The sequence below is a fragment of the Thermoflavimicrobium daqui genome, from assembly GCF_003313465.1.
GTDB classification, from domain to species: domain Bacteria; phylum Bacillota; class Bacilli; order Thermoactinomycetales; family Thermoactinomycetaceae; genus Thermoflavimicrobium; species Thermoflavimicrobium daqui.
The window spans coordinates 12,661-35,936 of the sequence record NZ_KZ845676.1 but is presented as its reverse complement, the minus strand read 5'-3'; the positions used below and the strand labels follow the sequence as shown (position 1 = coordinate 35,936).

Annotated in this window: 18 protein-coding genes and 1 other annotated feature; of the genes, 1 reads left to right on the top strand and 17 read right to left on the bottom strand. The window is 39.7% G+C overall.

Annotation, left to right across the window (positions count from 1 at the left end; all coding sequences use genetic code 11):
- The 14 genes from DL897_RS18725 to DL897_RS16305 form a co-directional block, all read right to left on the bottom strand.
- On the bottom strand, positions 1–1,584 hold the full coding sequence (locus DL897_RS18725; protein ID WP_113660200.1) for a restriction endonuclease subunit S: 1,584 nt from the start codon (positions 1,582–1,584) through the stop codon (positions 1–3).
- Positions 1,585–1,924: 340 nt separating this feature from the next.
- Positions 1,925–3,598, bottom strand: a complete 1,674-nt coding sequence (locus DL897_RS16365; RefSeq protein ID WP_240627479.1) for a UvrD-helicase domain-containing protein — start codon at positions 3,596–3,598, stop codon at positions 1,925–1,927.
- A complete protein-coding gene (locus tag DL897_RS16360) occupies positions 3,585–6,155 on the bottom strand; it encodes a hypothetical protein (RefSeq protein WP_113660199.1) in 2,571 nt (856 codons plus the stop codon). The genes DL897_RS16365 and DL897_RS16360 overlap by 14 nt, the downstream gene beginning before the upstream one ends.
- Entirely contained in the window at positions 6,148–8,595 is a 2,448-nt protein-coding gene (locus DL897_RS16355; RefSeq protein ID WP_113660198.1) for a UvrD-helicase domain-containing protein, read from the bottom strand. The genes DL897_RS16360 and DL897_RS16355 overlap by 8 nt, the downstream gene beginning before the upstream one ends.
- Positions 8,596–8,881: 286 nt before the next feature.
- Positions 8,882–9,820, bottom strand: a complete 939-nt coding sequence (locus DL897_RS16350; protein ID WP_113660197.1) for a hypothetical protein — start codon at positions 9,818–9,820, stop codon at positions 8,882–8,884.
- A gap of 1 nt (position 9,821) precedes the next feature.
- A complete protein-coding gene (locus tag DL897_RS16345; RefSeq protein WP_168188849.1) occupies positions 9,822–10,781 on the bottom strand; it encodes a 3-oxoacyl-[acyl-carrier-protein] synthase III C-terminal domain-containing protein in 960 nt (319 codons plus the stop codon).
- A 16-nt stretch (positions 10,782–10,797) separates the two neighbouring features.
- On the bottom strand, positions 10,798–11,970 hold the full coding sequence (locus tag DL897_RS16340; protein WP_113660195.1) for a radical SAM protein: 1,173 nt from the start codon (positions 11,968–11,970) through the stop codon (positions 10,798–10,800).
- Entirely contained in the window at positions 11,948–12,943 is a 996-nt protein-coding gene (locus tag DL897_RS16335; RefSeq protein ID WP_113660194.1) for a UDP-glucuronosyltransferase, read from the bottom strand. Before DL897_RS16335 ends, DL897_RS16340 begins: the two co-directional genes overlap by 23 nt.
- A gap of 132 nt (positions 12,944–13,075) precedes the next feature.
- Positions 13,076–14,440, bottom strand: a complete 1,365-nt coding sequence (locus DL897_RS16330; RefSeq protein WP_113660193.1) for a hypothetical protein — start codon at positions 14,438–14,440, stop codon at positions 13,076–13,078.
- The gene (locus DL897_RS16325) at positions 14,440–14,694 is read right to left on the bottom strand and encodes an acyl carrier protein (protein ID WP_168188848.1); all 255 of its coding nucleotides are present in this window, start codon (positions 14,692–14,694) and stop codon (positions 14,440–14,442) included. The genes DL897_RS16330 and DL897_RS16325 overlap by 1 nt, the downstream gene beginning before the upstream one ends.
- Before the next feature lie 334 nt (positions 14,695–15,028).
- Entirely contained in the window at positions 15,029–15,517 is a 489-nt protein-coding gene (gene queF, locus DL897_RS16320) for a preQ(1) synthase (protein ID WP_113660191.1), read from the bottom strand.
- Positions 15,518–15,530: 13 nt separating this feature from the next.
- Positions 15,531–15,923 (bottom strand): 6-pyruvoyl trahydropterin synthase family protein, encoded by a 393-nt coding sequence (locus tag DL897_RS16315; protein ID WP_113660190.1) that lies wholly within the window; start codon positions 15,921–15,923, stop codon positions 15,531–15,533.
- Positions 15,924–16,231: 308 nt separating this feature from the next.
- Positions 16,232–16,915, bottom strand: a complete 684-nt coding sequence (gene queC / locus DL897_RS16310) for a 7-cyano-7-deazaguanine synthase QueC (RefSeq protein ID WP_113660189.1) — start codon at positions 16,913–16,915, stop codon at positions 16,232–16,234.
- Between the two features lie 23 nt (positions 16,916–16,938).
- On the bottom strand, positions 16,939–17,649 hold the full coding sequence (locus DL897_RS16305; RefSeq protein ID WP_113660188.1) for a 7-carboxy-7-deazaguanine synthase QueE: 711 nt from the start codon (positions 17,647–17,649) through the stop codon (positions 16,939–16,941).
- A gap of 207 nt (positions 17,650–17,856) precedes the next feature.
- Positions 17,857–18,072: a binding site (T-box leader), on the top strand.
- Between the two features lie 46 nt (positions 18,073–18,118).
- On the opposite strand from DL897_RS16305, the gene argS reads away from it, so the two are divergent.
- Complete coding sequence (gene argS, locus DL897_RS16300) at positions 18,119–19,801, top strand: arginine--tRNA ligase (protein WP_240627478.1); 1,683 nt, start codon at positions 18,119–18,121, stop codon at positions 19,799–19,801.
- Positions 19,802–19,909: 108 nt separating this feature from the next.
- Here the strand turns inward: argS and DL897_RS16295 are convergent, their stop codons facing one another.
- Genes DL897_RS16295 through DL897_RS16285 form a run of 3 tightly spaced genes read right to left on the bottom strand, consistent with a single transcriptional unit; the run spans position 19,910 to position 22,878 of the window.
- On the bottom strand, positions 19,910–20,650 hold the full coding sequence (locus DL897_RS16295) for a LutC/YkgG family protein (RefSeq protein ID WP_240627477.1): 741 nt from the start codon (positions 20,648–20,650) through the stop codon (positions 19,910–19,912).
- Positions 20,643–22,148, bottom strand: coding sequence for a LutB/LldF family L-lactate oxidation iron-sulfur protein (locus tag DL897_RS16290; RefSeq protein ID WP_113660187.1), 1,506 nt, complete (start codon positions 22,146–22,148; stop codon positions 20,643–20,645). The genes DL897_RS16295 and DL897_RS16290 overlap by 8 nt, the downstream gene beginning before the upstream one ends.
- Positions 22,141–22,878 carry a (Fe-S)-binding protein gene (locus tag DL897_RS16285; RefSeq protein ID WP_113660186.1) on the bottom strand — a complete coding sequence of 246 codons (738 nt, stop codon included), beginning with the start codon at positions 22,876–22,878 and terminating at the stop codon, positions 22,141–22,143. The genes DL897_RS16290 and DL897_RS16285 overlap by 8 nt, the downstream gene beginning before the upstream one ends.
- Positions 22,879–23,276 lie beyond the last annotated feature (398 nt).

The following is a 23,276-nucleotide window of genomic DNA, read 5'->3' as shown; positions in this document are numbered from 1 at the left end:
TTAGTCTAATAGTTGCTCATAGATTCGCTTTCGCACGTTCTCCCAACGTTCATTCGCTTTTCGAACTGCTTCCAGATAAAGTTGCTGTTCCTTCCGATATTCCGCAACGATCCGCTCTTGCACTTCGATCTCTGGCAAGGGGATTTCCATCTCTCCTAAGTCTTTTGGATTGATATTCATCACCGTTGTACCTCGCTGGAATGTTTTAATGAGTTCGAGTCCGACTGGGCTTTCTAAAAAGATTTTCACATACTCACTGATCACCTTCTTTTGAAAGCGCATTACGATGATATTCGCCGAAGCGATCACTTTTTTGGGTAAATCTCGAACCACCGCTACCTTATTGACAGTTCCTCTGCAGGTCATCACCAGATCGCCCACTTCCAGCTCATAACGCCTCACCTTGCGCAGTTCCTCATCAATCGTATCCATGTGATCCCAGAAAATCTCCCCTTCTTCGATATTCGAGATATTGAGTACGGAGATCTCGCCGGGCTGGATATGACTTTTCATAATCGACTTTCCTCGAAAAAGATCAGCGATCTCCTTCAGCTTCACGATACTCCGATTGGCTCCGGTCAACTGATCAAGTAGATCCAATTGCTCATGAGCCAGAAGGATCTCCATACGCCAATCTTCCCGATCGGCTAGTGTCTCCTGTGAGATTTCCTTTTCCACCATAGGTAGGAAGCCTTCTTCCCTTCGCTCAAAGCTGCCTAGCTGGATCTCTTCGACAGGCTGGGCGGAAATAGTGATCAAATATGTTTTCATCCCTGTATAGGGACGGAGTGTTCCTTCCGGTAAAGTAAAAATCGATTTCACTGAGAAATGCTGTAGAATCCATGTCCGCAGACTAGCAAAGGTTCCTCCCGAAAAGGTAAACCTCGCTGGGACAATGATCTGCAGCTCACCAAATTCACCTAGCCAGTCGAGTAAGTTCTGAGCGGCAATCCCTTCTGATTCTCTCGTAAGAAAGCGACCGGTGTCTATATCTGGTTTTAAGCCAAATGCTGGAATAGAGAGAATCCAATCAAATTCGTATTCCAGATCTAAGAGGCTATAGATGGAGAGTTGGAGCACTTCGACATGAGGGTGTGCCTCAAAGATAAAGCGAAGCAGTTCAACTAGCCACTTTTTCTCAGCAGTTAAAACAAAGTATTTATCCAAATGCACTTCAATCATATCGGTCAGCCCATGAAGATGTTTATGCGCTTCGGGTATTAGGATCGTTTCCACATGACCGGCGATCTGACGGGTAAAATAGTCAACGAGGTATCTTGGACTAATGATCGTTCCAAAGCGGTCTTTTTGAAAAAGCTCTTGAATCGCCAAAGTTAGATCCAGCTCCTTGCCCGAGTGATATAGCTGAGCGAACCAACTCTGATCCCCTGGGAAGTATCCCAAACGCTCCTCTGTATTCTCTATCATCAAAGCGTATAAAACATCTTCATCTACCGATTGATTTGTGCCTATCTTTTGTTTATAGGCTCTGTGAGTGATATGAACTCGTAAAAGCTCGATCGCGATCTGCTCCCTATCTACCATATTTCGCTGATCAAGCAGTTCTATAAAACGACTTAACATAGTTATGTGCCTCCCTGAATCCCCATCATTCCCTCCTCTCGATTATAGTATAATCGAAGGCCTTGGTATTTTCAATAACCATTTTTAGTATTATGATACTAAATTTCGAAGCCCTTATATGACAAGAAAAAAGATGAGAACCAATATCCTCATCTCTACTAGTGTGTGATTTTCTGTTTATGTATTTATCCGATTCGATCTGGTGCAGTTATAACCATTTCCGAAACATAATATGTTATGGAGAGAGACAATGACGAAAATGTGTTCTAAGCTTATTTTAATTGGTTGGCTCTCTTAATGGAACAACTTTGTGAAATATAATCCGAATTTTAAGTCAAAATCACTTTCCATACTTACTCTTATCAAAGCCTTTTGCTTCATAAGCACGAACGGGAAAGTCCCGAATAAATTGGGAGATTTTCGTGTCCTTATCTGCTGCATACATGATCTGTAGCGTTTGTTTCGCGCGGGTAATCGCTACATAGAGAAGCTTTTTCTCATCACTATAGAAATGATCGAAATCCTTTCGAAAACTATCGGAGTCCATCCCTTCGGTACACCGTGCCTCTAGCTCCTTCAAGCGCTTTTCCGATGGATAGTGAAAACGGTCAAATTGAATGACAAAGACATGATCAAACTCTAATCCCTTCACACTATATACATCAGTAAAAAAGACTGGCTTTTTGATTGCCTGGTGGTCAAACTTTTTACGATACTCTTCGGTTGAAATCAGCATCAATTGTTGTTGAAGGTATTGTTTCAACTGGTTCTCTAATCCATTGTTCATGTGATCCTCATCACGGTGAATAATAGCAATGGACGCTGACGGGTCTTGCTTTTGGATTTTCTTTACATTTCTAATAATGGCATTAGCCAGTTTTCGGGAACCAGGGTGATAGGAGATCATTGGTCTTTCTCCTTCTCGGACGAATGTGAGATGATCGAGTCGGTCATTTTCCACATCCTCAAACTCTAGTGATTCCGCTAACAGCATAATCTGTCGGGTGGAACGGAAATTTTGGCGCAAAGTGCGATTTCGCCGCCCGGATAGATTAAGCCCGAGTGAGCTATAGGAATGAGGGCTTGTCTTATAAATCCGTTGTTTTGGATCTCCAGTCAGCACCATTTTCTTCTTTTTTAACTTGGCAAGGGCAAAAATCTGCATCGGTTGCAAATCTTGAACTTCATCAATAAAAATATAGTCATAATATAGCTTCTCTGGCACTTGATCCATGATTTTTAATAGTTCCAGCGCATAATCTTCCAAATCCATCGCGTGATGATATTTTTTCTCCATGTCCTCCTGATATTTTTCATAAATCTTAAAAATGGTTTTACGTTGCTGTCTGGTTAATCGAGGATTATGACTCCGCCCGGTACGCTCGACTTGTAAATATTTCTCTTTAGTGATAAAACCATTTTCCTTTATCCATCTGATTTCATCTACTAGAAACTCGACTGTATGCTTGGAAGATAAATGTTGCTCTGCTGGTAGTTTTTTATATTCCTTTGATTCCGTTAATTCACCATATATGGCTGCAATTCGTCTATAAACCTGATCTTTTATTTTTTGCATCCCACGAGTTGATGATTCTACTTTTCTAATCTTCTTATATCCCATCTCTTTCATGAGATAGTAGACCATTTGATGAAAGGTCACCATATGAAGCTGATGTCTCTCTTTTAACGAATGAAATGCTTTCGCTGCCTCTAATCGCTTTCGTGAGTCGTCTAATAAGGTTTTATTATATGTCACATATAAAATACGCTGTGGTTCCTGCTCTTGCTTCATCACTTTCAATAGTTTATACATTAGTGTAATACTTTTCCCACTTCCTGCTGATCCATTAATCATGAGTTGATCATCTTCCTGCTGGATAATCGCCTTTTGTTCATCAGAAGGAGTAATCCCTGGTAATAGTCCTTCGGCGTCAAAATATTTCTGCCAAGCTCGGGCTGTTCTAATAAAAAATTGCCTTCTCTGTTCGATATACGTTTGCTCATTGACGATCAATGCTAAACTCCCCTTTATCACAAATCATCAGATATGGACACATCGAACAATGTTGTCCGGTTTCCGCCTTGACATGCTTATCGTCTATCGATTCTAACCATTCCTGAAGCCACTGTGAATCATGCTCGCGATCATGTCGATAAGCATTTTTTACTTTCCAACGTTTGGTGACCTGGTACAAACTGTATAGTCGTTGCAAGCGTCCTATGTCCTTGGGATAAGAAAGATTTTGAAATGAGCGATCATCGTATAAATCGGTTGGGTATTGAGTTTGATATAAGTTCTTTTTTAATGTTTCATTCCATTGCGGAAATAAAGGAAACAAATAGGCAAAAACATTTTCTTCGCCATCGTACTGCTGGGCAAACAGCTTTGCTAAGATCCCAAACGCAATGCGCTGATGATAATCAGATTCGTAGATTGGCTGTAGCTCGATCAAACTAGTTAAGAAAAACTTGCGAGCACAAAAATCTTTGTCCAGCCAGTATACGGTTGGAATTTGACCATGCAAAGGTTTCCCGTCTATTTTTTGCTGGGGCTGGCTTAAGCCGGGATTCCACCTAGTTTCTTCGACTGGTTCATGCCAATACGGTATTTCTTCTTCTTGATCCCCATATAGAAGATAAAGAGTTTCTAGTAATAATCCTTTTTCATCATGATCGCGTAGGTCTTGAATCCAACTAAACGTGACCTCTCCTTGTGAAAAAGCAAGCAGATAAAAGATTTGAAAAGGCAAGTACTCTCTCGTTGACTCATGGCATTGATAGTGCACATATAGAGCGAGCCGATACATGCGGGATCGTGGATCTTCTGGGGAAAATTGCATCTTCCCCAACTCTTTTAACCAAGGGAAGGTTAACGGAGCGATATCAGTATGATAGGCATAATGGTTCAATGCGTACAGCGATAAATCGGTCACATGTATATCTTTTGTTTGGATAACTAATCCTTCCAATTGATCTAGATTATCGATATCTCCTTCGGTCTCGACTGATTCAAAGATCGGTCTGGACAGAAGAATAGACATCCATTCACTTAATTCTTTGCGCGACGCATGCCAATACTCAAAGATCGTCGTTTGAAAAATTTTTTCCATCCCTTCTTTCGCTTCTTCACTTCCAAATGGCAAATGACTTTTGACTTGCTTAAATAATTCTTTCAATAAACGAAAATGTTCTTTCAAATAAATATCTTTTCCTTCTTCCGGAAGGAGCTGTAAGGCAACTTGCTTCAAGCGAATCACGAGGGTTTCCAGCTGCTTTAACGTGATTGAGTAACGACTTTTGTGAACATAGGGGAAGAGGCGTAGGGGATTGGACAGATACCGTTTTATCTTATTTCGCCCCGTCTTCTCTCTTGCCTGCTGATCAAATAGTTCACTGGACTCTTGAAGTGCTTTTAATTGTTGGATCCTATCGATGATCTCATCAATATGACGAGCTCCTTTCATATAAGGCTCCAAGTCGAATAGTAAGGAGTGAGCCTCGATCCCATTCACCTCTTTAACCATGATCCACCCTGAAGTTAGGCATTCTACGAGATTTTGATATTCCAGATAAATGCTTCCATCTTTCTTTTGACATTGATATAAATGAAAGAAAAAACGATTACAGGGAAGTTGCGCAAAAGTGAATGGATTCTTGACTAGGCTATTGGATTCACGAAACACTTGGTTTAACTCTATACTGCTATTTGCCAATATCCGTTTTTTACCGATCACAATCGGATTTTGTTCTAAGTAACGCTGAAAATGGATCGGAGAAGCAAATTGATAAAATTGGGGAGTGGCTTCATCCTTTTCTGGAAATATCTGAACTTCATCTGAAATATAGGAAGCCCACTTCTGTCCCCGTTTCATCAATACTTCCTGCTGATCGTCTGGCCAATGATGACCTGCTATTTTTTCATAAACCTTTTTCCAAGGGGAATACACTTTTGGCAAAGAACTTAAGTAAGGAATTCGGAAAATAACCGGAATATGGTGCTGGGCGCATTGCAAGAAAAAATAGACACGACTTGCATCCATCTGAATCATCTGATATACATATAACGCTCGGGGCCTTTTGCCCAAAGCTTGTTCCAATCGTTGCCCTAGCTCCATTTTTTGTCTTGAGAAAAGGAGTCGTCTCACCTGCCCATCAGCAAGCAATCGTTCCCAAACTTGGACAAATAGTACTCTTTCTGGTGTAAGCTGGCTTTGATCTTGAGGAGGTGCGATCTGGGTTAAACTTAACTCCACTAGAAAACGAAAACGTTCCACCCATGGATCCAACGAAGCGATCATACTTCTCTGTAAGTGAATTTGATCCTTGCAGAGTTGTTGGATCACTTCCCGCATTTTGGACTTTAGAAGAAGATGAGCAAATGGTGAAGTCCATTTGGGAAATAGCTTTTGCTGCAATTCCTCATAGGTTAAGATGCGATTCCTCTCTCTCGGATTCTTATTTCTTAAAAAGAGGCGCAAAGACGAATCCCCTGTGATATGTAATGCATCTTTTTCTAACTCTAGAGTGGAAAAATACTCTCTCGGATCCTGATAGGTTTCAACTCTAAACAATCACTTTCTCTCCTTTCCAACTCAGCAGATCAGCCCAGCTATTTGGTCGTTTTTGTTTAAAAATAGCCGGAGTTTGAATAAATAAACTCTTCCTTGCCCGAGTCATCGCCACATAGAGAAGCCGTGTTTCTTCCGCAATTAACTCATCTCGTTCTTTTTGTTTCAATTGACTATATATACTATTCCATAAAAGTTGATCGTCCAATTTGAGCTGATAGGCAACACTAGGAGTACTCCCTTTTAAATCGACAAAAATATGCGGATGCTCTGGCACGATAAAAGCCGAGTCAGTCCGTGGTAACACCACATGATCAAATTCTTGCCCCTTGGCTTGGTGAACGGTCATACAGCGGAAAATATGCGTCTGGTTTCCTACACGCTCTGGTACTTTCGGATCTTTTTCTTCCGTATCTGTCTGCATATGAATGCGTAGAAAACGTTCCAGTCCATGCAAGGTCGCAATCGAGTCAGAAAAATGCTTTTTCAAGAGATAGAGCAGATAGCTTAAACGGGTTTGATATTGATCCAACAGGTACAGACATTGTTTTTTAAGTAATGGCGGATCTACTTCTGACCGCTTGCGTGAAATCCTTAGCCAAAGTCGTTCGCCATATCGCTGATGTGGTTGCCTCGTTTTGATGATTTCTTCCAATAAAATCACAGGTGGGGTATACTTCGCCATCCGCAAGATCTGTTGCCAATAATCATAATCAGGTTGTTTTTGTAATAAAGACAGGGCATAATCTCGATCGGGTGTAAAATGGTGAATCAACTCTTGATGAGACAGAGTATCATCGCCATAAGAAGAACGATGTAAAGCATAAAGGCTGGAGCTAGATTGGGGCAGAAGCAAAAAGCGAATCACCAGATACAGCTCTCGGACGGGAAGAGAACGGTAAAAACTTCCACTCGTATTCCCCTCACAGAAAAAACCCATTTGTTCACATTTTGCAATCGTTTCTTGTACCAATGCATTTGAGCGAACCAGTATCGCTGTCTCTTTCCCTTCTAATTCACTAAGGACTTTTTTCCAAACCACATTCAAGCTAAAATCCTGCTCATAAATTCCTCCTTCGCCCTCTCGATTCATCGCTTGTAATTTATCCTTCGACTGATAAGGAAACCCTTCAATTTTCGCACCCCAATTTTTAAACAGGCTATCCATCTCCTCGAGCAATGTGCTTTGACTTCGATAGTTTTTATTGAGATGAATCTGGGTGAGAGGTTGATCTGGTAATCCTTTTCGCAATTGGGTAAAAGCGGTATAATCAGCTCCACGAAAGCGATAAATACTTTGTTTGACATCGCCAACCACGAAGAGTCGACAATATGGTATAACTTTTTGTAACCATAATAAAAATTGAACCTGAACCGCATCTGTATCCTGAAATTCGTCAACCATGATATATTGCAGCTTAACCTGTGGTTTAAATCCTTCTACTTGCTGTAAATCGTGCAGTTTGCGAATCAGGTCATGAACTTCCCATTGGTCATTTTCTTCCTTGATCAACTGCAGTTCTCTCATCCCATTGACAATGACATATTTTAGTAGCTGACCAAAACCTTTGTCATCATAACCAAAATCGATCGACTCGATATCCGTTTCATGTAGAGATTGATGATCCAATTGTTCAATGACAGATTGAATCGACTGAACCAAATGATAGTACCTGTTTGTCTCAAACTGCTGATAAATTTCTGGATGATCATGAGCAAACTGATCAATCATTCTCTCGATCTGAAACCTTCTCTCTTCTTGATAGCCTCGAATCTGAATCTTTTTCGAAAAGCCTATCTCTCTTCCGTCTCTTTCAAATAGCTTTTTTGCAAAAGTATGAATGGTACTTATCTCTACATTCCTAAGCTCATCGATCCAATCCAGATATTTTCGATTCATCGTTAGTTCATAGTAATCTCTAATGCGTCGATGAAGCTTCTGACGGATGACGGTTGCAGCCTCGTTGGTAAAAGTGATCATCGCTACTTGTGAAAATAGAAAGGTAGGGTTCAAATGTTTTAAATAGAGGAGCCGATTAATCATGACGGTGGTTTTACCTGTTCCCGATCCAGCCATGACAAATAAATGATGATGTGGTGGCGCATGTTCAACTCGATACTGCTCAGAGTTAAAAGAGTAGAATCCTTGCTGTTGACTATGTTTGCATAGATACTCAAATAATCCTAAGTCTGTAATCTGTCCATCGATAAAATAGACTGTTCGGTTATCGTATTCAGCACGAAACGGAATTTCAAACCAGTAGTAAAATTGTTGCTTCCTCCATTTTTGCCAAAGAGTCTTTTCCTCATATTCTTCCAATATATCCGTCGTGAATAATAGTACTTTAATTCCTGATTGTATCCATTGTTCTATTTGTTCGATCATTTTTTTATTAATCTCAGTCGTATAGATGATCACCGAATAATTCGGGTTGATCTTCATGAAATTCACCCTACCTTCTGTTACTTGTCGAAATAGGAATGACTGTGTGTAAATATAGTATAACAAGTACTTTTAGTATATTCAATCATAAATTTTGATATTGTAATACTAAAAAAATAGATGAAGCAATGAACGATTTACAAAAGGAAGGTTAGCTTATCAAATGACCTTAGCTTACGAGACATTTGCTATTCGTCTTTTTTTCTCTGAAGCCTAAAAATAGAGACTGTTTATCACTATAGAAAAAGCCCAGGCATCCAAATATCTGGTATGCCTAGGCTTTTCTTTACCTCTTTTTTAATAGCAATGAACCAATACCATAATCGACACTGCCAAAAATTAATAAGATCATTTGCCCTTCCTTGACTTGACCTGACTTCTCTGCTTCACTTAGCGAATACCAAGGATCACTTCCTAGCAAATTGATTTGTGGCCAATTCGTTCGTAAGAATACATTGGCTTCAAGCTGTTGTACCAACTGACTGATGAATTCTTCATGAATCATCTGAGGAATGATGAGGTCAATTGGTTGATCATGATCTTTGTATCGTTTCCACAGCTCTTTCACGTGATCGATTAGCCGATGGACTGCTTGCTCATACTCAGCAAAGCTCCAGGTTTGGATATCTGGCTGTATACTCCCTAAGTGAAACTGGCTATCTAACAACGCATATCCACCTTGCTTACGTGACACACTCAAACAGGTGATTCCGTCTCCTTTGGGATAACCCGACCACTGATGACGATGAAATGGAAAAGAGACGCGGTCGGCAATACAAAGAAGCCAAAGAGTCTCTACTGCTTGACTTTGTATCATTTGGTTAGCTAAGGTAAGCCCATTGATACAACTAAGACTACCCATTTGTCCCAATGTAAGTGGAAGTGATTTTTTCCACTTCATTCGCTTTCTTAATTTTAAGCTGGGGATCAATGAAGGGGACAATTCCAACGTTTCATGACAATAGATCAAGCCATCGATCTGTAGTTGAAAAGAAGGCTGACTTTGTAAATGAGTATAAGCAAAGTCAGCCGTACTCATCCTAAGCTCAGGAATCGGAATATGACGAAATGCCAAACGGGTTTCTTGTGGAAAGTGATAAGTTCTTTTCATCCATTGAAATGGTTCGCTTTCCATCCAAGGATTTTCCTGATCTTGTTCATCCTGTTCTAAGGTAGTGACTGTATCGGGGATAACCGTATGAACATGAAGAAGCAGCCGTCCCATTTCACCTTCCTCCTTGCTCTTCTTCGACGACTTGTTGTAGTGCACAGCCATAAACCCCACCGAAACCTAGGGAGAAAGTGAGATAGTAATCCCCCGGCTTAAGAAGACCATTTTGTATAGCATGTTGCACATTATAGATTACATCAGTACTATACAAGTGCCCTGTTTCCGATAATGTAGCCTGATATACTCGATCAGTAGGAATGCCACAAATCTGACCAACCATGTCCCACATCGGTTGATCTACATTGGTTCCAATGACTTGGCGAATTTGCTCTAATGGAATACCTGATTTTCGCAAAACATCTTGAAATACTTTCCGAATCCCCAAATAAAATGTGGTTCCTAACGAGCTTAAACCTTCGTGATCTTCATCATCATATACGACTCCATCGATTTGATTACAAATGGTCCAGATTTTATGCTTTCCACCTTGCAAGGTAAAGAGACAAGCACTTGCACTATCTCCAAACATGACATAGTCATTCAAACGACAAGATGGATGCATCCCTTTATCCGCCACAATCAAGAGGAGTGCTTCATCGGGATGCAGTGAAAAAAAACCAGGTGCCATTTGTAATACTGCATGATAACTGGCACAAAAATATTCTTCGAGTGTAAACAAAGGAAGATGCTCTAATTCCCATTTCTTTAATAGGCCTTTAACCGGATTACGTTCATGCCAAAGCTTAAGCGAAGATTGAACTAACCAAATTTGTCCTATCCTTTGTCCTGTAGTTGCACATCTCGCTAAGACCGGTGTAACCACCTGTTCGATCATTTCCTCCCAAGATCGCTCTTCTTCTACTGGAGCATAGAAAATCCCACGTTCGGTATAATCCGCTTCGTCTTTAGTTGTATAGCCTGTTTTTTGTATTTGTTGGATCAGTTGGGCGATACTGCGTTTGTTCTCTGGAATATATACAGAAAAGTCAGTTAGATAAAACGCTACGTTTTGCATGGTTATCTCCCTTTCACTAGCGACCATGATTGTATAGGAGGACACAACGCGAACAAATCGGCATCAGTCCACATCCCAAAACCTCTCGATGTTTTTTGAAATTGTCACTATGAAAAACTTCTGTGACATTCTTTTGGGTTAAATCTCCAAGCGTAAATTCTGGGAAAAATTTACACGGATTGACTTTTCCATCGGGCATAATATCGACACGACTCGCAATCGATAGGCACTGGGTTCGTTTCATCGCCGGCTTTGGAACCCCTAAGACAAAGTCACGTACTTCATCTGGCTCTAAAGCAGGTTGAAAGCGAATTCGACTTTGCCAGATCCGTTGATTCATTCGCTCCATTTCTTCAATGAGTGGCTCCACTTTCGCTGGTGAAATATGAAAGGTAAAAGAATGCCAACTATATTTTTGTGCTGAAATCTGCTTAGCCAACCACGGGAATTGCTCCATGAAAAAATCATCCATGGTATTGGCTACTGCTTCAGGGATATACCACGGAAATACAAAATAAACAGTATCTACACCGATCTCTTCAAAAAAGACCATGAAGTCATATAACTTTCCAATCATCGCATCATTAATTGTTAAGCTGATGGATACACGACCTTTGTAAATGCCTTTCTCCTGCAGATCACGTAGCCGCTCGACGGCTTTAACAACACGGCGAAAAGTTCCTTTGCCACGAATAGCATCATTTTCTTGTTCAAACCCTTCTAAACTGACAAGTAAGGTTAATTGATCTGACATTTTCAAAATAGCGTCCAACTTCTGTTCAATTAATATCGCATTTGTGCAAATCGTTGTTTCTCGTGGATCTTTTGCCAACAACTCAGCTAGTTGATCAAATTGACTATAAAAAAGGGGTTCACCGCCCCAGAGATATAATCTTGATTTTTTCTCTCTCGTCTGTTCCATGATTTGTTCAAATACAGTAAAATCAATCTCACCATTTTTCACACTTTTGTCCATTTCGTGATGATACCCATCACTATTCCATTCAAAACAGTGTTTGCAACGTAGATTACACCCATTATTTAATTTAATCCCAATATCTTCAGGAATATCTACTGCATAAGTAGGATCCTGTAGTTGCGCCCGACCCGCCACAGACATATTTTTAATCGTTCTTTTTATATTGTTAAACGTTTTCTGATCAAACTTAACGGATGTTTTTGGTTGCATAAAATGTCCCTCCATAATCGATTGATGATCCTCTAGCTTTGAATAAATTGGCAGATAACGACCGTAAGAGGTCCTCAGAAAATCCCGATTGTTTCCATCGTTCATAGGATATCCCAAATCCAAAATGCTCCCATAGATCCGCATTCTTTTGCTCATGATCACCAAAGGGTTCTAAAAATATAATAGGTGTAGCTGCTGCAAGTGAATCAACCAAGGTAGCTCCGCCTAGCTTACTAATGATTGCTTTACACTGACGAATCACATCAAACCATGCATAACGGGTTTCACATTTTATCGGCGATATCGGGCGTGTATGCCCTACTTGCCTCATCGGTGGAAAAGTATGATGATTCTGTTTACTGCGATGCCATGGTTGCCACGAGGGATCCATGATAAAAAACTGATCTCGTTCACTTGGATCTTCAAGATCCTCTGGATAATAAGCAGTGATATTTAATTTAAATCCTTCACTACGTAATTCTGGAATTTTACTTTGATAAGTACCAATTCCCCAACCCCCTCCATGAATCATAAACCGATCTTCTCTTTGTTCGAAGGGAATAGGTTCCTTTTTTGTAATCGAAATCTCATAAAACATTTGTTTCTGATCATAGCGATACAACCAAATATGTTGATAAGAGTCATCGATATGGGATGCATAGACTCGAAAAGAAGGAGAGTCACATGCATCCAAATGTAGCAAATCGATCTCGATCAACTCAGGTGCAATACGTTGTTTATATCGCTCTAATATGGGAATCCAAAATCCCGTTAATGCAACAAATCGTTTTCGCTTTTCTTTTGCCCATGTACATAAACATTGTTCAACCTGCTTTTCGTCTAAGACAGGCCCGATATCCCGAGTCAGCTTATAACCTGTTAATGCTACTGAAAAACTTTGGTGGAATGCTTTCTTATATAGTGGAATTCTTTCCCTTACTTCTTCTTTATATAAATTTTCGAGAATGAACACTTCTGCATGGACACCATGGCTGATTAATTGAGTTTGTAAGTGAAGTGCTGGAATATATACACCCAGTGAATTTCCTGAGCCTAGTAATGTTACACAAGAAGAAATAGAGATCCCTCCTTCTACGACTAAAAGTCATGAAAAGATTTTACAGCCCCACTCTTCAAACAATGTGCTTACTTCTTGCACTAGGCGTTTTTTCTCCTCTATATCCTGAGCAACAACCGACATATACCATCTACCTTTATACAAGCTCGGCACGGACATTCCCTTATGTCTCTGCTGCGAGATTACATCATAATGAATCGTTAATAGATTACTGGTAAGGGGGATAATGCCTTGATCTTTGTCTGGTTCATAGAGCAACTTCCTATCATCTAATTCAGTCAATACCTTACTTATATCCAATCTTTCTGTATATCCCAACGATATAAATAAGATGGAGCCTTGCTTTCCCCATTGCCTTAGTTTTTGATCAAGCGCATGGTTGAGCAGTCCCATCGATTGTCTGGCATTAATTTCAACGATCGGAATGATCTCCCCATTTGTTAACTCCATCGAATCGATTCCTAAGTATCCGAAGTACCCATCTTCATATAAGGCTTTTGCTACCATGAACATTTGTTCTATATAGCCCTGTTGAGCCAATGCTTCTATTTCCAAATCCGACATACTTCGTGATCCCATATAATTAAATTGTTGGTTTATTATTTCTTGAATCCCTAGCAAACGAATATCTCCCTGTTCTTCAATAACCATATGACAGGAAAAGTCCCGCACTTTATTATGATAAGGTTCCAAGAGAAAGGTTACTTTTTTCCCTGCTTGCTCTTGTTTTTGAATATAAGCAATAACACGTTGAAGCATCCGATTCGATTGGATTAGTAAGTTTCCTTTACCTGATACACCATAAGGATCTTTGATTAAAAAAGAATCCCTTGAAAATCGTTCCCCTACCATCTCCAATTCCCGGACACTTCTTATAATTGTCCCATCATGCTTAAATGATAAACGTCTTCGTAATTGATGGCTATACACTTTGGAATTCACTTTTCTCACTCGTTCATAATCTGGCAACCTACCTTTTAGCTGATATGTTTCCCATACCCTTGCTGTTTGTGGCATGATCGCATAGGGGACACATCGAGCATGATCCAACATAGTTGGTTGTAAATCGTCTAAAATGTGAGGCTCCAGCAACTCTTCAAACAGACAAGTGGACCGCTCGACATGATAAGCCATCTGTTCGATAGGAACCACAGCGTAATGATTCATCTCATATCCTAAAACTTTTAAATAAGATCGAAAGGCATCGTCAATCGGAAAACGGGTAATCCAGTAATCTTGTGACTGACAAAGTGAAAACAATAGCTCATCCATCGCAAGAATGAGTAGTCTTCTCTCATGATCTGGGAAAAAAGGAAGCTGAGCTAAATGGGAATCTCGCCAAATCGATTCGGCATCAAATGTCCCCAGAATAATAGAAGGGGATTCTGTCATTAGAGACTACCCGCCTTCTCTTTCACACTGTGTAAAAAATCGACAAATTGATTAATCGATGAAAGATGTGCCATATCAAACTCTTCATAATCTATCTGTAAGTCAAATGTCGTCTCCACTGCCAAAATAAAGTTGATCATTTGCAGTGAATCAAGTCCAACCTCATTAATCATATCTGTTTCTGGAGTAAGTTGATGAACTAACTCTGGAGTTCCTTTTACTTCACTTAATAGATTCATAATCGTTTGATGCATAATCTTTCATCTCCTCTACAACCCAATATTTTAAAGAATTATATCATTATAATCTTATACCCTTTTTTGAATAATTAATAATCAAATTCATATAAATAAATTGATAATTTAATTATTAACAAACAATTTATTTACATTTGAACCAGTCATCTTCCTCTCTTTTTGAAGCATTTTCAATATATCCAATCCAGAAAGGAAGTTATTCATCTATCTTATTCACACTTGATCCTCATAAGAATTCTCCTCCCCTCTTATACACATCATCTGAAACCAAATAAAAAACCCAAATCACTTTTAATGTGATATGGGTATCATTCTCCAGAATCCTATTCTTTTATCGGTTATCTACTCTCTCTGGATATAAATCATGATTGGCTAGTCGCCGTTTCGCGATATCTTCCCATGCAGTGCCTTTCTTCCCGTAGTTCACATAGGGATCAATACTAATTCCACCGCGTGGTAAGAATTTACCCCATACTTCAATATATTTCGGATCTAATAGCTTGATGAGGTCTTTCATAATCACAACAACAGCATTCTCGTGAAAATCACCATGGTTCCGAAAACTAAACAAATATAATTTTAATGATTTGCTTTCAACGAGTTTCTCATCAGGCACATAGCTAATATAGACGGTAGCAAAGTCAGGTTGCCCGGTAATGGGGCATAAGGTTGTAAACTCTGGGCAATTGAATTTCACAAAATAATCCGTATCAGGGTGTGCATTACTAAATGTTTCTAAGATATCCGGGTTATATTCAAAGGTATACTTTGTTCCTTGATTTCCAAGTAAGGTTAATTCTTCATCCAACTTATTATGCATTTGCTTTTTCCCCCTATTCCTCGTTCCACTCATAGCGTGCATAGGCTTCATTGGTTTCTTGAACTTCAATCCATTTTAGCGTTGGTTTATTTTCTTTCGTTTGACAAAGCTTATGAATCGTCCAATAAAACACCTCAGCGACCTTTTCCGTTGAAGGGATACTTCCTCCCTGTTCGGGATTAAACTCGGGAAATTCATTTAGTAAATGATGGTCATATTTCTTTTCTAGTGCATGTTTGACCAGACGAAAATCAATCAACATCTGTGTTTGATCTAATTCCGTTCCCTCAACACAAAATGTTACCTTATAGTTATGACCATGGACGCGTTCACACTTTCCCGCTCTTGGAACACTATGGGCACAAGAAATCCAAAAGTGCTTGATTAACGTGTATTTTCCTGGCATCTCTTCACCTTCTTCATTCCACACTGCTTAGCTAGTAATCTTCTATAACATGTCTGTAGTGTTGATTAGCTAGAAATAGGTAATAAAAAAAAGCATTTTTCGGTGCTATGTTGACCTATGATGTCTTACCTAGCGGAAGGCTATGGAGTCAGTAAGCATTTAGCGCAAACTGCTTCCTTGTGTTACTTCCATAAGGCTTTGCGCGTTCTATCTGATGGAATATACTTACGCGAACTCGAACTCATCTTTGCTCGACATCATCAGTCACGTGACGAAACTATGCCCATACTATACCCATTATGCTGGTATTAACACGACTGATAACGAATGGGATCTTGAGCCCCATTTTCCGCGAAACCTTTTAAGCGTAAACGACAACTATCACATACACCACACGCTTCTTCTTCACCTAAATAACAAGAAGTGGTCAACTCATATGGTACTTGTAAATCTAATCCAATACGAATAATCTCTGCTTTGCTTAAATGAATGAGTGGGGTTTTGATCCTTAATCGATCTTCACCAGTTACACCCATTTTCGTCGCTAGATTGATCGTGTCTGTCATCGACTGGATAAATTCTGGACGACAATCGGGATAACCACTATAGTCTACCGCCGTAACCCCTGTATAAATCGCTTGTGCACCGATCACTTCTGCATAGGCTGTCGCTAAAGATAAAAAGATCAAATTACGCGCTGGAACATAAGTCGATGGAATCTCCTCAGCTATGCTGGTTGTAGGTACATCCATAGCTTGATCAGTTAAGGCACTGCCACCTATATCGCCTAGAAAGGAAACATTGACAATTTTATGATGATGCTCCACGCCATAATATTCAGCTACTTTTTTAGCTTGTTCTACTTCACGATTGTGGCGTTGATTATAAAAAAAGGTGATGGGATATAAATCATACCCTTTTTGTTTAGCAATCCCCATACAGGTGGTACTATCCAATCCGCCACTTAACACAATCACGGCTTTCTCTTTCACCCGTCCACTTCCCCTTTCTTTAACTACACTCCACGTGCTTCTGGATCCCAAATCACTTTATGAAGTTGTAGATTTAATTTCACATGAGTTAATTGATGCTCTAACATCAAGGATACCAATTTTGCTGGTGGCATCGTTTCCCAAACAGGGCTAAATAAAGGAAGGCCGTTTTGATGCCATTTGTTTAGAATATCGACAGCATAGTCGAAATCTTCTTCACTGCCAATCACAAACTTAATCTCATCTTGTTCAGTTAAATACTGAAAGTTTTCCAGTACCATTTTGTCATGTTCTCCACTTGCTGGTAGTTTATGATCCAAAACAAAACGTACTTTATTTTGTACGAGTGGATGCATCTCTCGCAACTCTTGAAACAGTCCCAAATGAATGGCTCCATTGGTTTCAATATGAATATCCTGTATATAATCGATCTCCGCGAGGGCTTGAATCAGTGCAAGCGACTTCTTGCCATGCATGAGCGGTTCACCGCCGGTTAAGCAAATATGTTGATGGGGGTACTTTTTAACTTCAGAAACGATTTCACTGATCGTCGCCCAGAACTCTGGCTTAGCTGGCGCATAACTATAGGGAGTATCACACCAAGTACAGCGTAAATTACAATTATATACTCGGACAAATGTCGTGGAAAACCCCGCTCGAGTTCCTTCTCCTTCAACAGTTTCAAAGATTTCTACCATAGGAAGTTTGATTTCTTCATATTCTAATAGATTCATTGAGAAAGACACCTTCTTTTTCCCTCTTTCATTACAACAGACAGAGGCATTATATCAAAAAATGATAAAGAAGAAAGCACTTGAAAACAAAAGAAATTTCATAGATTCTACTGTTTGTCATCTTGTAGGTTAAAAGGGAGTATAATTATTAGCAATTTCTTTACATTTCTATTTTTATCTGTTAAGATCTTATAAAAATAAAATCAACGATTATCAATGACTGAGAAAGTAAAAAAGGGGCTTGTTTTACAGCGAGCTAGGGGTGCTGGGAGCCTAGTAAACATCCCTTTTTGAAGCGCACTCGTGAGATGTTACGTTGAATACCTTTAGGCGTAACCGGAACTTAATTCCGTTATCAATTTTCAGAGTGGCATTTTCACGTGCAAGCGGAGTGGTACCACGGGTGGTAAACTCGTCTCCTCATAGGAGACGAGTTTTTTTTATTGATAAAGGACTAGGAGGAATTACATTGGATATCAAGCTAATGGTGAAGCAGGTAATTCAAGAGTCTCTAGATCGAATGATTCATCACGATCTTTCCATCGTGATTGAAAAGCCAAAAAATCCTGATTTTGGAGATTATGCAATCCCTTGTTTCTCATGGGCCAAAACCTTTAAGCGCTCTCCAAAAGAGATTGCTGAACAGCTGGCCTTGTCGATTCACCATCCACTTTTCTTAAAAGTAGATGCTGTCGGTCCTTATATCAATATCTTCTTAGATAAAAAACAAATCAGTCAAGAATTACTCAATCAGATCGTCTTAAAAGCGGCAAGCTTCGGCTCAAACAATGATGGAGAAAACCAAAATGTCCCTATCGATCTCTCTGCGCCAAATATTGCTAAACCCTTCTCAATGGGTCACCTACGCTCCACAGTGATTGGTCATTCCATTGCGAACCTTACTGCCAAAAATGGATATCGTCCTATACGAATTAATCACTTAGGAGATTGGGGAACGCAATTCGGAAAACTAATTGTTGCATACCTCAAATGGGGAGACGAAGAAAAGGTAATACAGCAACCGATCGTTGAGTTACTACGTCTGTATATCAAGTTTCACGACGAAGCTAACAAGCATTCTGAATTAAATGATGAAGGACGACTTTATTTTAAAAAGCTAGAAGAGGGAGATCCACAAACACTTAAATTATGGAGCTGGTTTCGCGAGGAATCATTAAAAGAATTTTTCCGTATCTATCAATTATTAGATATTTCCTTTGATTATCTTCATGGAGAGTCATTTTATAATGATAAAATGGACGAAGTGATAGAGTTACTAACAGCAGAAGGACTTATTGAAGAAAGTAACGGAGCTCTTGTTGTTCAATTAGATGAAAATGATCTTCCTCCTTGTCTAATTCAAAAATCTGATGGGGCTACTATCTATGCTACTCGTGACCTTGCTACTGCCATATATCGTAAACGTAACTTTGATTTCGCTCGCTCTTTATATGTAGTAGGAAGTGAACAAACTCTCCACTTTCAGCAAGTCAAACTGGTCCTTCAAAAAGCAGGTTTTGACTGGGCAAAGGACATCATTCACATTCCATTTGGTATGATGTTGCAAAACGGCAAGAAAATGTCTACCAGAGCTGGACGAGTGATTTTACTAGAGGAAGTCTTAAATGAAGCAATAGAGCTCGCCTATCAAATTATCGATCAAAAGAATCCTACATTAGAGAATAAACATGAAATTGCTAAACAGGTTGGAATAGGAGCTGTCATCTTTCAAGACTTAAAAAACTTCCGTACCAATGATGTAGATTTCTCCTTTGAACATATGCTTAACTTTGATGGAGAAACAGGACCCTATTTACAATATACACATGCTCGTTGCCACTCGTTGTTACGAAAGTCAGGGGACTTTGTTCCACAAATAGGTTATTCACTTGATGAAGATGAAGCTTGGTCGACTATCTTCCTTCTTTCTCAATTTGGAGAAGTGGTCAAACAATCTTGGACAGACTATGACCCATCCAAAATTGCGCGGTATGCTCTCGACCTCGCCCGTTCCTTTAATAGCTATTATGCAAAAGTACGGATCCTTGATTCGGAAAACAAAAACGCTCGCCTGCATTTAGTTTTTTCAGTAGCAACCATTATTAAAGAGTGTCTACGCATCTTAGGGATTAAAGCACCACAGTCGATGTAAAGAAAAACAGCCGACAGTTAGGCTGTTTTTCTTTATTATTTATAGATTAGTATAGCTAACAGTAGAACTATTCAACAATTAAATGACACATATACTTTCACTATGCTTTTATCCATCATGATTTTCTTCCAATATTAGGGCATAAACAATTCCTGGTCCATGGACGCCAATCGTGAGATCATTTTCAATATCGGATGAACGACTTGGCCCAGTAATAAAATGAATTCCTGCTGGCATGCTCTTTCCATCCCAACGATGAATTTCAGCTAATACTTCACCCATTTTTGTTTTGATCACACAGGTAGGTATAATCACGATTAATACAGTGGGTAGTAAACTAACAGAACGACCTCGCTTTGCTCCTGAAGTAACAACAGCGGTTCCCGTATGGGCAATCGCATAGTCTGCGACCACCAAGCCAATATCAGCTCTAGCAGCCTTGCCAAGTAATTCTTCGTGCTTGGCATTCCATACGGTGATCTCCATCTGAGAATTTTCCTGATTAAAATGGATATCATTCAAAAGAGAGTGATCCCAGCGAATCAGGCGTTTCGCTTCCCATTCAGTTGAAATTTGGTTGATCCATGTGGATAACTCTACTTTGGTCGAAAACCTTTTGGCAACCCCTCCTAAATCCGCCCAGTTTTTCATAAAAAGTTCGACCCGTTCGGCTGGCTGTAGAGCATATTGCTTCCAAAAATCCGGTACACCACGCACAGGTTGTACAGGAGGCGTAGTCATTCGAGGTCGTCCTAATCGATTAGCAATCCGGGAAAAAAAAGCCTCCTCTTTTTTCTTCGATTCTTCCTCTAAGCTTTTTAGTATTAGCAAACGATCTTGCTTATTCACTTTTCTCACCTCGTTTGGCTATGATTTCTTGCATCCTTTGTCGAATTTCTTGATTTTGTGGCAGTGACATCTCTTGTTTTAGTTCTTGATCTAACTGACGCCATGACTCACGAAAAGATCGTTGGGCGAAGGTTGGAGCCACACGATAAGTTGTCCAATTTTTTAGAGGTCCAACTTTCGCGGTAATTTTTCCTTTTCTCGCTATGAACTTCTGTCCAAGTTGCCCTGCTTTAACCGCCAAACGAAACCGCTTATGGTTCGAAGCGATCTTCCCAAAAGCGCTCATTCCTAACTTCTCAATAACATCTGTCCGTTTTTCCTCCACATTGCGGCGACGAATATAAACTAACATATCATGAAGAGGAATCTTTACAGGACACGCTTCATAGCAAGCTCCACATAAGCTAGAAGCATTGGCTACTTCTCTCCACTCACCTTTATCAGGATTAAGAACAGGTGTTAGTACAGCTCCTATTGGTCCACTATACACCCATCCATAAGCATGTCCTCCTATATGACGATAAACAGGGCATGCATTAAGGCAAGCCCCACATCGAATACAATGAAGTACTTCTTGAAAATCAGGATCACCTAATTGGTGCGAACGTCCATTATCAATAATAATGACATGTAATTCCTCAGGTCCATCTACCTCATCGTTTCGTTTTGGACCATGAATCGCTGACATATAAACGGTTAGTTTTTGCCCTGTGGCTGCTCGTGGTAAAAGGGTAGCCATGACCTCCAGATCTTCCCAAGAAGGAATGATTCTCTCCATTCCCATCATGGTAATTTGCGTTTTAGGCAATGTACTTACCATCCTTGCATTTCCTTCATTCGAAAATAAAACCATGGAACCCGATTCAGCAATCGCAAAATTACACCCAGTTATTCCAATATCCGCTTGTAAAAATTTCTCTCTTAGCTTCGAGCGAGCAAATCCCGCTAACACAGTAGTATCCGCAGGAAGTTTCTCTCCAGCTACCTCGGAAAATAGCTCGGCCACCTGATTACGATTTCGATGGATTGCCGGAATAATAATATGAGATGGCGTTTCATTCGCAAGTTGGATAATATATTCACCTAAATCCGTTTCCACAACTTCGATTCCTGCTTCTTCGAGAGCTTGATTGATTTGTACTTCTTCTGAAACCATCGATTTCGACTTAACCACCGATTTCGCTTGCTTTGCTTTCATAATTTTCAAGGATATTTGCACAGCTTCTTCTGCTGTTGATGCAAAGTGAACCTTTCCTCCAGCAGCCCGCAAATTGTCAACAAATAAGGAAAGATAGTAGTCAAGATGGGCAATCGTCTGAAGACGAATCTGCTTTCCACGCTCACGCCATTCTTCCCAATTTCCCAATTCATCCGTTGCTGCTTGCTTCCCCTTCCGTAACTTCTCTGTGGTAAATTTAACTGCGTTTCGTAAAAAATCGTTATTTAATGCCACCCGTACACGCTCTTTTAAATCGTCCATATCTCTTTGTTCACTCATTCGCTCTTTTCACTCCTTCATACAATAGTTCTGCCAAATGCATTACCCGAATGTTTTTTCCTTCATGACTTAATCTACCACCAATATTCATCAAGCAAGCCATATCAAGTCCCACCAACACTTCAGCTTCAGTCTCCATGACATGCTCCACCTTTTCTTGAACCATCGCCCCAGATAAATCAGATAGCTTAACCGAAAAGGTTCCACCAAAGCCACAACAATCGGTTGCAAAAGGTAGCGGAATCAATTTACAGCCTTTCACATGGCTTAAGAGCTGGTACGGTTCATCTTTTACTCCTAAGAGGCGATTCCCATGACAGGATGGATGATAGGTCACGTTATAAGGGAAAGTTGCACCTAGATCCGTTATACCTAATACATGAACTAGAAATTGTGTAAATTCATAGGTTTTCTCCATCAATGCATTTACTTTTCTTAACATCTCTTGGTCTTCTTTAAATAAAGTAGGATAATGATGTCGAATCATTCCTACACAAGATCCGGATGGAGCGATCACAAAGTCGCTATCTTCAAAACTAGCTATTGTTGTCATGGCTGCAACTCTCGCTTCTTCCCAATATCCACTATTAAAAGCTGGTTGCCCGCAACAAGTTTGCATTTCAGGAAAATCAAGCGGTATACCATAGCGATGCAGGATTCTAACCATTGACTCAGCCACATGTGGATATATCGCGTCACATAAACAGGTAACTAGAATAGATATATTCATCGCGCTAGACTCCTCCAATTAACGTTGATTATATATGTACTTCCCTTCCCTATTCCCATTAGAACCATCGATATTTGAAAAGGAGGAATATTTATAATCATTAGCGATTTCAAAGAAAAAACAGCCCATCATTCGGCTGTTTTTTCTTTGGTACTTTGGCTTATTCCAGTAAACAACTTAACCAGCAACCAATTCCTTCCTCGTAACTTGGTAATGATCTTGCCTTCTTCAATGATCTCTCCTCTTCTTTTTTTCTAATCAATCTCTCTCTGAAAAGCAGTCCAAATAACAGGAAATTTGTGTAACCAAAAAGATAATGGTTAGTTCTTAGAATGAGCTAACCATTATCTGATCATTTTCATATATTTAACCATTTATAACAATGATACTACTAAACC